The following is a 12,400-nucleotide window of genomic DNA, read 5'->3' on the forward strand; positions in this document are numbered from 1 at the left end:
GATGCAATCTGGAAGCGCCAAAGCTGTGTCAGCCACTGACGCAGCGCCCTGTGGATATATTGCAATTAAGGGTACAGAATCTGCCGAAAACGCTTCCAATCCGCAGAATCTGATTAATTAGGGTACAGTGACAGTTGGCGCGAGAGGCGGACATCCGCGACGCATTCCATCTGACGCCGCCAGGCGAAGCACGGGGTCCGGATGGTGATCTGTTGGCGTTCTGGCGCGAAGGCGTCCGGCTCCGTGCAGGCCGGACGGGCGAGATCGCCGACTTCGTTGGTGCGGAGTTCGCGGGCGAGGTGGGCGCTTGGCTCGACGTGGGATTGGAGCGCGCACGGACCCATAGTCCGTTGTCGGGTTGCGTCGCCGCCCTGCGCGCCGTGCTCAAAGTCGACGACCGGGCAGAGCGCACCGCCTGCCTGCTCTCGGACGTCGTCCTAGCGTGGGCGCTGAACTGGAAGCAGGTGCTGTCCGTGACTGCGCAGCGTTTGACAAAGGCGGTTCTGCGCGACCTGACCGTAGAAGGGCAGGGGGCCGATCTCGCAGTCGAGGTGCGGATCCTCGAGGCTATCGAAGAGTCGATCCGGGTGGCGCGTGATCTGGCCCGACGCGCCGAGGCCCTTCGCGCCGTTGCGCCGAAGCTGCGGGCCAAAGGGTCGGACGCGGCGGTCGAGCTGTTCCTGACCGAAGATGCGGTAGCCCCGGCGTCGATGCTGTCGCAGCGTATTCGCGGGACCTCGATCTCCATGACCGATCGCGCCGCGCGGCGGTTCTGCGATCGGCTGGTCGAGCTGGGTGTCGCGCGAGAACTGACCGGGCGGCCGACCTTCCGACTCTACGGGATCGCATCATGACGGTCGCGACCCGGAAGCGGAAACCGGCGGAGGAGGGTGGCGCCGTCTTTGACCGGGAGCTCGACGACCTGCCGCAGGAGCTGCGCTGGCGCGAATGGATGGGGCGGATCGAAGCGGTGCTGTTCGCCAGCGCCTCCCCGGTCAGCCGTGAGGACCTGGCGCGCGTGGTGGGGCAGGGGGCTTCGGTCGAGATGCTGATCGACGACATCCAGGCCGAACTAGTTGGACGCCCCTACGAACTGGCCCTAGTGGCTGGCGGCTGGATGTTCCGCACGCGGACGCAGTTTGCCGACGCGATCAAGGCGGCCGCCGATCTCGGAGAGCAACCGGTCGCCTTCACCGAGATGGAAATTGGGGTGCTCTGCGCCGTCGCCTATCACCAGCCCATCGACCGGGCGGGCCTGGCCGACATCTTCGGCAAAGAGGTCAGTCGCGATCTGCTGGCCCGGTTGCGCTACAAGGACCTGATCGCCAATGGGCCACGATCGCCGCGACCCGGGGCCCCGCATACCTTCGTGACTACCGAGACGTTCCTGGTGACATTCGATCTGCAGAGTCTGCGGGACTTGCCGGAGCTGGAGCTCGACTTTGACGCGAACGCGAGTGCCGAGACCTAGTGCTCCGTTCCGAGAGAGACTGTTAAGAAGCGCAAATCAAAACCTCGCACGGCGGCGGCGAAAGCGCACTTTTTGCCGGGTGGGCTCGCCGAATAACACATCGGGAATCGCGGAGTTTTCCGAAATGTGTTGGACTAGCTTTGCCTTCGGGTATTCAAAGCCATAGATCCAATCACCTTTGATACGCCTGAGAAGCCAGACAACATCCTCTCCGAAGTCGAAGGCGACAATGACGCCGACATGAACCCATTCTTTCAGCAATCGCGAATCGAAGATCCAGAGTTGGTGCACGACCCCGTCCTTGGTTGGATGCTTTACACCATCTTTGATGGCCGACTGAAACTGCTTCCGATCGGTCTGGCGCCGCGTTCCATCGACGACCCAGAACATCGGTTGATGAAATTCGGTCCGCTTCTTTGCTTCCTCTGGCCTTAGGTATGAGTGTTGGAATTCGACGACCAAACCCTTGGGTGTTTTGACGTCCGCAATGTGCAGTTCTCCCTCATCGTCCTTCGCAGCCACTTCCTGCCAGTCTATCGGGAAGTGGTTCTTCCAATCCCGGTGCCACTGCGTCTCGTTCTCCCACCAATGATCACAGTGACGGCGGCCCTTATGGGCCCAGTGCCAGACCTTCCGGGTTCCACACCTGGCGATCACTTCTGCGCCACAACCGGGGCATCGGCCCTTTGCGCCCGGTGTCGCTTCGACACGCTGATATTCATTTACTGCGAACCGCATGGCACTATCCTCAAGTCGGTGTCCGCTTATCGCGAACTGGATCCTTGGCTGGTCTTTTCGGGCGACCGCCGCGACACCAATTCACCTGTCCTTTTTTGATCCAGAAATGGCATCCGCACTCATTCGTTTGATGGACAGAGGGATGCACCGTTGGCCGCGACCAAAAATCTTCAGAGATACCCCAACGAGGCCGCTGATTGGGGTTCAATGATAGTGTGATGACTTCTCCGCAGCCGCCGGGACATCTGAGGCATGCCCATTTCTTTACGTTCCCACTTTCCACGACGGCAAGCGTTTCCGGTAGAAGCGCCGTTCGGTCTTGCAAGGACGGTGCCCGGGTCGTCAGGAAGTCAAATGGCAATAAACCCATTCTCCGAAGAAGACGTGACATGGCTTGTTTCATGTCAGGTCACCATGTCCAGAAAAGGTTGCACATCGCCCCGACCAAGCGTCTGTGCCACGTCGCAACATGGGCAGCCAGATCGGACTTCAACAAGGGGCCTACGTTCGTCTCTGGCATGAAAGCGCCGCATGCGCGTGGGCACCATACCGGCCGCTCCAGCGAGCCCGGTTACGCCGGCCAGCCACTCATTGACCGCCATCGCCGCCGCTTCGGTCGTAAAGGTGACCACTGCCGGAGATGGATCGCCTTCGCCCAAAACATAGGCTTCTTCTTTCAGTCGCGCATAAGCGTCAGGGTCATCGCGCCTAATAGCTTCTTCACGTGCCCGCCGCGGATCGACGTAGCCGCCGCAAAGTAGGCATGGATGCCCAGGCACAAGTGTCGAAACACGGGCGAAGAGATCATATGCTGTGTCGGTGCGCCGCTGCATGGCAAGCCCCACATCGATAACGGGGATGCCGTAGAACCGCGCGAAGCGATTGAGAAACAACCGTCCGGCGTGGTCATCTGTGCAACAAAAGATCACATCGCACGCTTTCAGCGCATCCCAGGATTGCGGGTCTCCGGCCCAGGCATCCACACTCACCAGTGTCATACCGAGCCCGGATTCCTTTACGGTTCGCTTGTGAATAGCGGTCTTCAGCAATTCGGCATCGACATCGGAGCGCCGCGCGCCATGAAGGCGGTTGAGATTTGTCTCGTCCACATTGTCCTTGTCGAATTGGACGGCCTCCTGCACTCCAAGCCGCAAGAGCAGGGGCAAAACAGCACTTCCGGTGGCGCCGCCACCAGCAATCCCACATCGGAACCCAGCAATTTGACGCGAGGCTTCCTTCCCGAAGAGCCGGACCTGACGATCCAGAAAATCGGCCGACGTTCCCTTCAGGCCTGAGATACGCATGCGCGGTCCGACATGGAGGATCCGACCGATGTCATCTGCTTTGTCCGACTGCGTCCAAATCCGTGCAGCGATATCGCCATTGCCGGCGATAACGACGCTGATCAACCCTGGCGTCCCTTTCAGAAGAGCGGTGCGGGCCAGCTCGGCTTCGTTGCGGTCGTCCTGCTCAGAGAACTTAGCCTGGCCTTTGGGATGGGTATGAACCAGCGCAGGAAGGAGACTCATCTCCTTAGCCTTGTTCAGGAGGTGCATGAAGCCATCGGTCTGCCATGTGACGTGCCGCGTTGACGCTGACACAAGCTCGTCACTGCCGATCGCAAGGAAATGGTGCGAAACCAGCCGGCGCCGCGGTTGATGTGTCCATGGATCGACTTCGATATCGGCAATGCCAAAGAGCATGTAGGCGGAGCGCTCCGACCCGGCCCCTGCCGTCAGCAGGGACCGAATCTGCGCCTCGTGCGGGTCCAGCAGGATGAGATCTGCTGCCTCCATCACGCCCGGGCCTCCGCCAATGCATTCTGCACGCGGGCGACCATGGTCTGAAGCCCGTCAACGCCTGGGCGCCATGCATTGTTGTGCCGAGACCACCGCTGCCATACGCGACCACCGAAGTGGTGCTCAACGGTACAGGCCTTTGGCACTTGCCCGGTACCTGCCAAAGTCAGCTTCGGCGCGACGTAGAACATGTCAGGCGGGCAGTCCGGATATCCCCTGGGAAGCAGAATCAGAACATCTGCCGCCGTGTGATTGAATTTGCCGTCCTGCAGCGGCAGGTTCTTCAGGATGATCCCTGTGTTGCCACCTTCCGTCACCACTTCGAACTCGTAGCCGTGACCAGAAAGATAGATCTGGTCTTTCGACGGAAGGGCATCCCCCTCCGTCGTTTGATCGATCAAAGACACGAACCGCTCAACCCCGGCGTCCGCCAGGTTGATCACATCCGTATCGGCGATCTTCTTGTCGTGCTGTCCCGGGATTTCCTGCCAAAGGTTGTAGTTCGGCGGCAACTTGGCCAGTTTGCGCAGCACGAAGCCGCTGACGCAGGCCCGAGGCCACTCGAGATCGGCGTCGTCGATCTTGAACTTGAAGCTCCGGTCAGAACGGGCGACCAGCACCTTCTCCACACCACGACCACGCAGATCAAAGCTTTCGTCGAGCCGGATGTCTTCAAAATCGCCGTTGGGCAGGATCGCGATGGCAACATGCTCGTAGACGGGATGCCCGCCGGTGGCCTCGATAAGCTGGCGCCCCAAGACCTTGGGATCGTCGAAGTCATATTTGTTGAAGTTGAGGCTCTCATCGGCGATGAGAACCGAAAAGCGAGGAAGGTTTCCTTGCGGTTTCATGTTTGATTTCCTTGTGTTGGTATAGGTCACGGACACCATGTCCGCGCCTTCACAAGGACAATCGCGGCGTCAGGAAGAATCCGGTAAGCCGGATCCGATCTTTTTTCTCAGGGTGCCTGACGGCGGCGGGTTACAAATGAAAAAGTAGGGGCACCGGGCACATCTGTCGCTGCGGTTTGGCGGAAAGCGGCCCTCGATGATGGCAATCGCAGCGTCTGCGATTTTTGCCTTCTTGTTCCCGAGTTGCGTACTCTTCATCGACAACCGATCTTGCGATCCACCGGTCAAATAGACGAACTCGGCTTCGCCGCGGCCATCGGCGGCTATTTGAAACGCAGCCGCATCAAGCGCGGTCACCGCGGTGCTTGTCTTGCGCCCCGTGCGAATGCGTCGGAACACCGTGGTGTTTCCCGTGTCGATCTCCTCGTGAGCTGTCACCACGACTTCCGCATCGCCGAACCGGAGTGAAAGGGATTGCGGCACGCGCCGGGTCTCGCCCTGCCTCAGCCGGAGGAAAAACTGCAGCAATTCGCCGGAGATTTGACGATACTCCGAGGCGTAGCCGTGTTCAATCGGTCCATGGGCAGTCCACGCGGTGTCCATGATCGCCTGCAACTCTCGCTGGTCCGTCACATCACTGAGGCGTCTCGTTAGCTCATCGACAACGGCCTGAACGGCATTGTGCATGCGCATGGGGGCGGACTCCATGCGACGACCACCGACCTGCAACACATGTGCGAAGAAGAAGCGACGGGGGCACTTGTCGTAGGTGGCAAGTTGAGAGGGCGACACTCGGGCAATCCCGTCGACTTCCAACTTGAAGTATTCGTCGGCGGCCAAAACGTCAGCTGGAGCGGACATCGGCGATGTTTCACAGAGCTTGCCAGAAATGTCGTCGATGAAGCTGGATCTGCTCTGCCGCCGACCATTGGACTGCTTGTTTGGTGCGTAGAGCGTCAGCTGCTCTTCAGCTCGGGACAACGCCACAAAGAACAGGCAACGCTGTTCCTCGTCATGCCCCGCCTTGATAGCTTCGCTGCCGATAAATGGCGCACCCTCGATCATCCCATCAGGCGGTGCGAGGCCACGGCTCTGATTGGCTGTTCGGGGGATTGAACTGCTCGTCAAAGACGGAAGGTGAAGCACCTTGAACTCGAGGCCCTTACTCCCGTGGATCGTCATCAGGCGGACGGCATCCAAGCTCTGAGCGGCACTTGGAAGATCGCGCAGATCGCGCTCGTCCGAGAGGATCACAAGCCGCCGGATGTGCTCCAGAAGGTCCCGTATCGGGTAGCCCGATTTTTCTGGCAGAGCCGACCGCAGAAAATTCTGGAACTGCCAGAGCGCAAGCGCGGGGTTGGCGTTGCCTTTCCGAGCCTCGGTCGCGATATCGGCTGCCAGGCGGGTTCGGTCGAGGTAGATCTTCGTGACCACCCGCCAGGCCGTGGACGTTGGTTCGATCCCTTCGAAGGCGTCTGTTAGCGCTTTGAGCGAAAGTCGGCCCTCTTCCGACAATCCCGGAGTCGCTTCGAGAACAGTCCGCCAATCGAGTGGGAGAGGCTTGTCAGCGCCACGGATCGTCTCAACGGCTTGGGCGACATCCTCGATTGGCATCCGAAACGGTGCCATTGAGGCGATGCAGGTCAATCCCATCGCTCGCGGATCAATCACGAGCGACAGCAGTGACAATGCTTCCTTGATTTCTGGCCGATCGAACAAAGGGCCGAGGAACAGAATCGGTATTCCACGTGCCTCCAGGCCCGAAGCAATTTCTGCCAACCGTGCATTTCCCTTACAGATGACTGCCTGATCTCGAAAAGAGATCGAGTTGGAAAGGGAAGCGGTTATGCGTGCGGCGACCTCGTCGATTTCATGATCCCTCGACTCGACTGAAACGAACGACGGCGCCACGCCGTTTGTGCCCTTAAATGCATTTGCCTCGAAGTCCGGCGCTTCCATGCGCGTTTTCGCAAACTCGCTGAACGTATCGCAGATTTCCTGGCATGAGCGGTAGTTCGTACCGAGTTGCAGCGATGTCCCACCTGGAAAATCATCAGTCTCGAACCGACCGATATTGTACGAGGATGCACCACGGAAACGATAGATGGATTGCTTCGCATCACCCACGACCCATAGGTTTTCGCCGTCAGGCTTCAGCGCACGCAAAAGTCGTACGCTCGCGCGGTTTACGTCCTGATACTCGTCTACGAGAATATGCTCATATCGGTCCCGCAGCTGCGCGCGGACAGCCTCGTCCGACTCGACCAGCGCCGTTGGGCGAGCGACGAGATCACCGAAATCGACCGCACCTAGATCAGCCTTCAGTTGCTCATATAGGTCGTAAACCGAAGCGATTTCGAGACATTTCTCTGCCGCAGTCCGATCTTCTTCGGTTAGCGCTATGTCGGCCATCTTCTGTGAGAGCGCACGATAATGGTGATGATCGACGACTTCGTCTTTTGCGCGTGAGATGGCCGAGAGAATGGACCGCAAATTGTCGGTCGGATCATAAAGGTCGTTGAAATGTGTCAGTCTCAACCGCGGAAACTCGTCTTCCAAAAGTGCAATGGCTTCGGTGGCGTCGATCAACCGTGGGTCAGATGGCAAACCTGTGCGATCATGGAACCGGCGCAGTATATCAAGTCCAAAGGAGTGAAACGTTCCGATCCAAGCGGAGCCAGCAGCTTCGGGCCAGGCCACCATGGCGCGATCCGTCATTTCGCCGGCCGCCTTGTTTGAGAAGGTCAGAAGCAGGATGCCTTCCGGGTCAACGCCCCGATTCTTCAGAACCGACAGCCGACCGACGAGCGTTTGCGTCTTGCCGGTTCCCGGCCCGGCCTTCAGAAGCAAAGCCTTTCCGCTATGTTCCGCCGCACGTCTTTGCTCGTCATTCAAAGGCTTTGGCGTTGACACAGTGTCGTCACCCTCTTCGCTCGGTGGAAGCAAGAGCGCATCGAATAGTTGAACAGCCACCATTGGGTAGGGAGCGCCAAGCCGCTCGCTGATGGCACTTGCGCTCAAGCCCTCATCGATATGCCAGGTCCACGCCAATGTGCGAGGAAACAGAAACTCACGCGCAAAGAGGTCCATCTGAACTTCCTGGCGCGCGCGGTTGCTATAGTCGACCACGCGGTCAGCGCCAACCGATGAAGGATCAGCGGAGCGGGCAGGATCGACTGCCATTGTTGGCGGTATTTCCATTTCGCCCCCGAACTCGTCATGTCCGACCTCGTGGGCAACCAGGAATGCATCGAGGAATGCATTTCCTGTGTCTTCATGAAGAATCGTTCCGGTGGTCTTGTGCAAAAGGGCCCGGCCACCTTTGAGTTGCGGATGACCTGCAGGGCGTTTTCTGACCTCTAGGCCGCGACTTTTCGCTTCGCATAACGCGAAATCGTAAGGATCAGTGGGGTCGCTGCCTCTACTCCTGCATTGCGCGTGAAGAACAGCCGCGCGTGCTCTTATGGTTTCAATCCGATCCATTTTCTGCAAGCAACGACTGCAGTGCACGCTGCTCCTCCTCGGTGAGGTCGGCCAGATCGACATAGTCCGAAAATTCGATTGGCGTCTCATCGCCAGGCTTGCCATCGGATTTCATAGCAACAGCATGTCCGTCTCCCTGCTGAATGCCGCTGATCACATCTTGAATATGCACATCGAGCCTTGTCGCCAGAGCCTTCAATAGCCCAGTGGGCATCGATGCTAGATGTACAACTCTTGCGTTCAGGCCTGTGAAGAAGGTTCGGGGAAGACCGAGGTCCCGCGCAAGTTCCCTCACACCGCCGCCAAACAGCGATTGCTGGACATGCTGGACCCGTAAGGTCTCAGCGTTCATCGCCTTGGTCTCGAAAGGTAGGCTCGCCTTGGCCACCTCCAACTCGCTCATTGATAACTCGTTGAAAAGCGCCAAGAGGTCGTGAGCGTACTCGGGGTAGCGCTGAAGATATGTCTTTAACACTGCGGGCGAAATTTCGTCTTCCACGGTGAAGTCGCTGAGGACGTCGTCTCTATTCGTCATGGTCGAACTCCAACTCCAGCGCTTGCCTGATTTTCGCATAGGCGCGATCTCGGCGATTTCGGACCGTCTTCTCAACGCAGCCCAGAAGATCCGTCATTGACGGTTCGCCATCTTTCGTTGTTTCGATCGGAATATCTGCAAGCATCAAATCAATCACCTCTCGTTCGATCTCCGGTAAAGCATCAATCGCGCGACGCAGGTGAATCCGGTAATCGAGATCTTCATCGGTTGTGAGCCCGGCCTTCTTATAGCGCTCCAGCGCCTCTTCCACGGTGGCCCGCACCTCGCCGGTGACGGCATCCTCTACCTCTTCGTTGGCGTTCTCCTTGAGGTTCACCTTGCGGAGTTTGGTGATGCGAGCCAAACGAACCGCCTTGTCGAAGACGACCTCGTAGATATCGAGTTGCTCATCATAGTCCTGCCGGTCTTTGAACATCAGCTCGGTCACATGGTCGATCGTCGCATCTCGGATTTGAGCAATACGTGCATCTTCGTAGATTTTGTCGCCGACGTTGCGGTTCGCCCGTGGACAGGCTGCTTCAACGCGATCTCGCAGGACATTGTAGATGGCAACAAATCGACCATCGGTGTTGTCTGACTTTGTCTGACGCAGGTGATAGACGAGCACTTCCGACGGTACATAGTCGTCGTGCCTTCGATCCCGTATGGCAGCCCTCGCTAACAGGTCATCGAAGGGCCAGCGAAGACTTTCCTCGATGAAGTCGATTGTCGGGGGGCGTCGCGTGTATAGCTCGCCGCTACCTTTGCGCTTTCGTAGTGGCTCGATGTTCATTTTGTTCAAATACTCGCCTCAATTCAGATTGTTGCCTTTTTTCTCTTTTGTTGTGGTGAGTTTCCACCATCGTAACTACCAGTCAATCTCGAACCGCTCTTTCATCTCTTCGGTGCGCGCCCAAGGGTCACCTGGCAACTGGTCCACCAAATCGGCGAATATGCGTTGGATCGCACCAAAGGTTGATTTCTCTGTCAGACTCTCGGCTTCTGCCGCGGGAAGCAGGGGGCGCATGTCTAACAGAAGCCGAGGGTTCGCCATCTTGGCAAACATGCGTTGCTGCGCTTGTGCACGCGAGATCTTCTGCTCCGATAATGCAAGGTAGTTCAGAAACATCTCGACCAGCCTGTTCAAGTCGATCCCCTCGAAAACCACGAGGCCATGGGCCAGATCGTAGAGATCTCGCCCCTTGTCGCGTTGTAGCAGGGCCCGAAACTTGGTCGCCAACATTTCTTCCCTGGTGAAGGTCGGGATCGTAGTGCGCCCTGCGAACCATGGATTTTCAATCTCGAACGGCAACTCTCGCGCACCATCAAAGGCGTCAATCTCGCGTGTGTTGATTTCAAGTTTGAGGCGTATGAGTACCCCACTCCCATCCTCCGCCTCAACTCTGAAGAGGAACTTTGGCGCAACGGGGCTCTGGTCAAATTTGGCCTGTCCTAGCCACGGTTCTAGAACGACGCGAAGCTGATCGAGGATGGGCCCGATGGGGCCGTTGGTTGTACGGACTAGATCGATGTCCTCGGAATAGCGAAGCGGCTTCGGGAAGTGCAGCTTGTTGAGAGCTGTTCCCCCGCGAAAGCGCAACTCCTTTCGAAGCATATCATCGGAGAAGATGTCGACAAGCGCACGACTGATGATCAGATCCTGTTCGATCTGACGTTGCTCGGCCCATGGCGCAATTGCTCCCCACGCGACTATGTTCTGCGACGGGATCATTCATCGACCTCCGGATTGCGGCGAATGATGACACGCCAACGAGGATTGCGATCGATTGGATCGACCGCGAAGTCTGGATCTCGTGCTTCTGCACGGTCAAGCTCAGTCCAGTTGCTATGGCTGCGAGCCAACAGTACATGATGCATTGCTTCTGCCTTGGCGCCATGACCAAGCCAGTCCAGCAAGTATCCTAGCCGCTGCACCACTGGCCGCTCTACGGTTCGGGATAGGTGAGCCAGTTGCGCTTCGTTAATTTTCGGACCGAGATCCGAGAGCACCGTGGCAACATTGTCGATGCCGGCAGATGCTTGGGGGTAGCGGAGGAGGTCGAGAGCGGTCAGAGCCGGTGACGAAAGCCGCATAGTGCCAGTGTCCGTTTTGCGCTTTTCTACGCCTTCGGCGACTTCCGAAATGTCTTTGCGATAGTAGAAGACAATCAGATTACGACCGGCTCGAATTTTCGGAAACCGCTTTGACGTCACGACCTGGAATTCCATAACGGCCTGGTGGGTCGCGCCGTGAAGCTCTGCAGCCTTGAGGAGGCCGACATAGTAGTTTTGTCCCTCGTGTCCCATGAGAGCGTCGATGTACCAGGATGGTGGTGGTGCTCCCCACGTTGCATACTGCGGAGGGACGGCAACGTAGAAACCCTGCCGAGGGCTCAACAAGGTCTTACGACGTTGTAGCCGTTCTGCAGCGTCCAGGAATGCGCCGTGGCTCACGTTGAGGGCACTCTCTGCTTCGTCAGCCGTGAACACGGATCGGCCAGCCGACAGCAGTTCGGTGATGTAGCTAGATAGGGCAGATCGCTGATCATGAACCATGTTTGTATGTCCGCGCTTTGTACGGAAAGTCTTACATGATTTGCCGGCCCCAAGCAATACGTGCTCAAATATCCGCGCCTAAAGCGGAATCTCTAGCATGGTTGCATCAACAACTAAAGCCAAGTGACCTTCAGGGAGCTGCCTGGACCGACACCTAGAAGAAGATGGGCAAGACAGTCAGCTCCCTGCGTCGTCCGGAGAATCACTGCTTTGAGGGGTGATTATCACTGGAACTGGGTGGCGAAAGATCGCAGAATTTGTAACCGTTTGCATTCATGAATTCTAATGGCGAAGGATAATGCGTCTACTTGTTACAGCCGACATTCACCTAGGTTCCCCAAGGCCGAGAAGCCCGGTCAGCACCGCGGGCTGGTTCGCGGCGACGCGGTAGAGGTTCGGAACCATGCCGATCTTGCCCTTGATGGCGGTGAAGAGTGCGGCGGCCTCGGGGGTGGCGGCGGCGTCGGCAATCTGGGTGATACGAGCCATTGGATAGGTCCTTTCGATATGCAGAGGGATCAGGCCGCGACCATCGCGGTTTCGGGTTTCGAGAGTCCGATGACCGCGACCACGGCGGCGCCGTTCAGCCAGTAGTAGGCGGCATCGAGCCCGGAAAAGCCGAGCGCGAAGGGCAGGATCAGGAACAGGACGCCGACCGCCAGATCGACGGCGAGGTGCAGCTTGTAGGGCAGCACGCGGATCACGCCGAGGTGGTGGTCGGTGAACACGGTCAGCAGCAACGCTGCGACGCCCACGACCGGCGAGATCGTGAGGGCGAGCGGGTTGGAGGTGCCGAGCCCGAGCAGGAACGGCAGGGTGATGAGGGCCAGCGCGACGGGATAGTCGAGCCAGGCATGGATCGTCTTGGTGACAAAGCGCATGTGCAGGGTCCTTTCGGTTGGAAATCAAACGACGAACTCCGCCGTCGCATTCTCCAACCTAAGGGTAACAGTGCGGACGATGAATT

General features: G+C 58.1%; 13 protein-coding genes. 2 read left to right on the plus strand and 11 right to left on the minus strand.

Annotation, left to right across the window (positions count from 1 at the left end; all coding sequences use genetic code 11):
* Positions 1-134: 134 nt before the first annotated feature.
* A complete protein-coding gene (locus ACN0SW_RS13380) occupies positions 135-854 on the plus strand; it encodes a DUF1403 family protein (protein WP_417728436.1) in 720 nt (239 codons plus the stop codon).
* Positions 851-1,471 carry an SMC-Scp complex subunit ScpB gene (gene scpB, locus ACN0SW_RS13385; RefSeq protein ID WP_417728437.1) on the plus strand — a complete coding sequence of 207 codons (621 nt, stop codon included), beginning with the start codon at positions 851-853 and terminating at the stop codon, positions 1,469-1,471. The genes ACN0SW_RS13380 and scpB overlap by 4 nt, the downstream gene beginning before the upstream one ends.
* A gap of 36 nt (positions 1,472-1,507) precedes the next feature.
* Here the strand turns inward: scpB and ACN0SW_RS13390 are convergent, their stop codons facing one another.
* From ACN0SW_RS13390 to ACN0SW_RS13440, 11 genes are all read right to left on the minus strand, one after another.
* The gene (locus tag ACN0SW_RS13390) at positions 1,508-2,209 is read right to left on the minus strand and encodes a competence protein CoiA (protein ID WP_417728438.1); all 702 of its coding nucleotides are present in this window, start codon (positions 2,207-2,209) and stop codon (positions 1,508-1,510) included.
* A 10-nt stretch (positions 2,210-2,219) separates the two neighbouring features.
* The gene (locus ACN0SW_RS13395) at positions 2,220-2,612 is read right to left on the minus strand and encodes a DUF6527 family protein (protein WP_417728439.1); all 393 of its coding nucleotides are present in this window, start codon (positions 2,610-2,612) and stop codon (positions 2,220-2,222) included.
* Between the two features lies 1 nt (position 2,613).
* The gene (locus tag ACN0SW_RS13400; protein WP_417728536.1) at positions 2,614-4,005 is read right to left on the minus strand and encodes a ThiF family adenylyltransferase; all 1,392 of its coding nucleotides are present in this window, start codon (positions 4,003-4,005) and stop codon (positions 2,614-2,616) included.
* Entirely contained in the window at positions 4,005-4,859 is an 855-nt protein-coding gene (locus tag ACN0SW_RS13405; protein WP_417728440.1) for a multiubiquitin domain-containing protein, read from the minus strand. Before ACN0SW_RS13405 ends, ACN0SW_RS13400 begins: the two co-directional genes overlap by 1 nt.
* Before the next feature lie 69 nt (positions 4,860-4,928).
* Positions 4,929-8,165, minus strand: coding sequence for a UvrD-helicase domain-containing protein (locus ACN0SW_RS13410; protein ID WP_417728441.1), 3,237 nt, complete (start codon positions 8,163-8,165; stop codon positions 4,929-4,931).
* Between the two features lie 163 nt (positions 8,166-8,328).
* Entirely contained in the window at positions 8,329-8,877 is a 549-nt protein-coding gene (locus ACN0SW_RS13415; protein ID WP_226561624.1) for a hypothetical protein, read from the minus strand.
* Positions 8,867-9,670, minus strand: a complete 804-nt coding sequence (locus tag ACN0SW_RS13420; protein ID WP_417728537.1) for a hypothetical protein — start codon at positions 9,668-9,670, stop codon at positions 8,867-8,869. Before ACN0SW_RS13420 ends, ACN0SW_RS13415 begins: the two co-directional genes overlap by 11 nt.
* A gap of 75 nt (positions 9,671-9,745) precedes the next feature.
* Positions 9,746-10,609, minus strand: a complete 864-nt coding sequence (locus ACN0SW_RS13425) for a nucleotidyl transferase AbiEii/AbiGii toxin family protein (RefSeq protein ID WP_417728442.1) — start codon at positions 10,607-10,609, stop codon at positions 9,746-9,748.
* The gene (locus ACN0SW_RS13430; protein ID WP_417728443.1) at positions 10,606-11,433 is read right to left on the minus strand and encodes a type IV toxin-antitoxin system AbiEi family antitoxin domain-containing protein; all 828 of its coding nucleotides are present in this window, start codon (positions 11,431-11,433) and stop codon (positions 10,606-10,608) included. Before ACN0SW_RS13430 ends, ACN0SW_RS13425 begins: the two co-directional genes overlap by 4 nt.
* Before the next feature lie 324 nt (positions 11,434-11,757).
* Positions 11,758-11,922, minus strand: coding sequence for a hypothetical protein (locus ACN0SW_RS13435; protein WP_417728444.1), 165 nt, complete (start codon positions 11,920-11,922; stop codon positions 11,758-11,760).
* Between the two features lie 29 nt (positions 11,923-11,951).
* On the minus strand, positions 11,952-12,320 hold the full coding sequence (locus ACN0SW_RS13440; protein ID WP_417728538.1) for a hypothetical protein: 369 nt from the start codon (positions 12,318-12,320) through the stop codon (positions 11,952-11,954).
* Positions 12,321-12,400 lie beyond the last annotated feature (80 nt).

The sequence above is a fragment of the Roseovarius sp. genome (assembly GCF_048262375.1).
In the GTDB taxonomy this organism is placed as follows: Bacteria; Pseudomonadota; Alphaproteobacteria; order Rhodobacterales; family Rhodobacteraceae; genus Roseovarius.

Bases quoted from the DNA above. Each gene is read 5' to 3' on its own strand.
- scpB (WP_417728437.1), top strand. From the start codon at position 851: ATGACGGTCGCGACCCGGAAGCGGAAACCGGCGGAGGAGGGTGGCGCC.
- ACN0SW_RS13390 (WP_417728438.1), bottom strand. From the start codon at position 2,209: ATGCGGTTCGCAGTAAATGAATATCAGCGTGTCGAAGCGACACCGGGC.
- ACN0SW_RS13395 (WP_417728439.1), bottom strand. From the start codon at position 2,612: ATGAAACAAGCCATGTCACGTCTTCTTCGGAGAATGGGTTTATTGCCA.
- ACN0SW_RS13400 (WP_417728536.1), bottom strand. From the start codon at position 4,005: ATGGAGGCAGCAGATCTCATCCTGCTGGACCCGCACGAGGCGCAGATT.
- ACN0SW_RS13405 (WP_417728440.1), bottom strand. From the start codon at position 4,859: ATGAAACCGCAAGGAAACCTTCCTCGCTTTTCGGTTCTCATCGCCGAT.
- ACN0SW_RS13415 (WP_226561624.1), bottom strand. From the start codon at position 8,877: ATGACGAATAGAGACGACGTCCTCAGCGACTTCACCGTGGAAGACGAA.
- ACN0SW_RS13420 (WP_417728537.1), bottom strand. From the start codon at position 9,670: ATGAACATCGAGCCACTACGAAAGCGCAAAGGTAGCGGCGAGCTATAC.
- ACN0SW_RS13425 (WP_417728442.1), bottom strand. From the start codon at position 10,609: ATGATCCCGTCGCAGAACATAGTCGCGTGGGGAGCAATTGCGCCATGG.
- ACN0SW_RS13430 (WP_417728443.1), bottom strand. From the start codon at position 11,433: ATGGTTCATGATCAGCGATCTGCCCTATCTAGCTACATCACCGAACTG.
- ACN0SW_RS13435 (WP_417728444.1), bottom strand. From the start codon at position 11,922: ATGGCTCGTATCACCCAGATTGCCGACGCCGCCGCCACCCCCGAGGCC.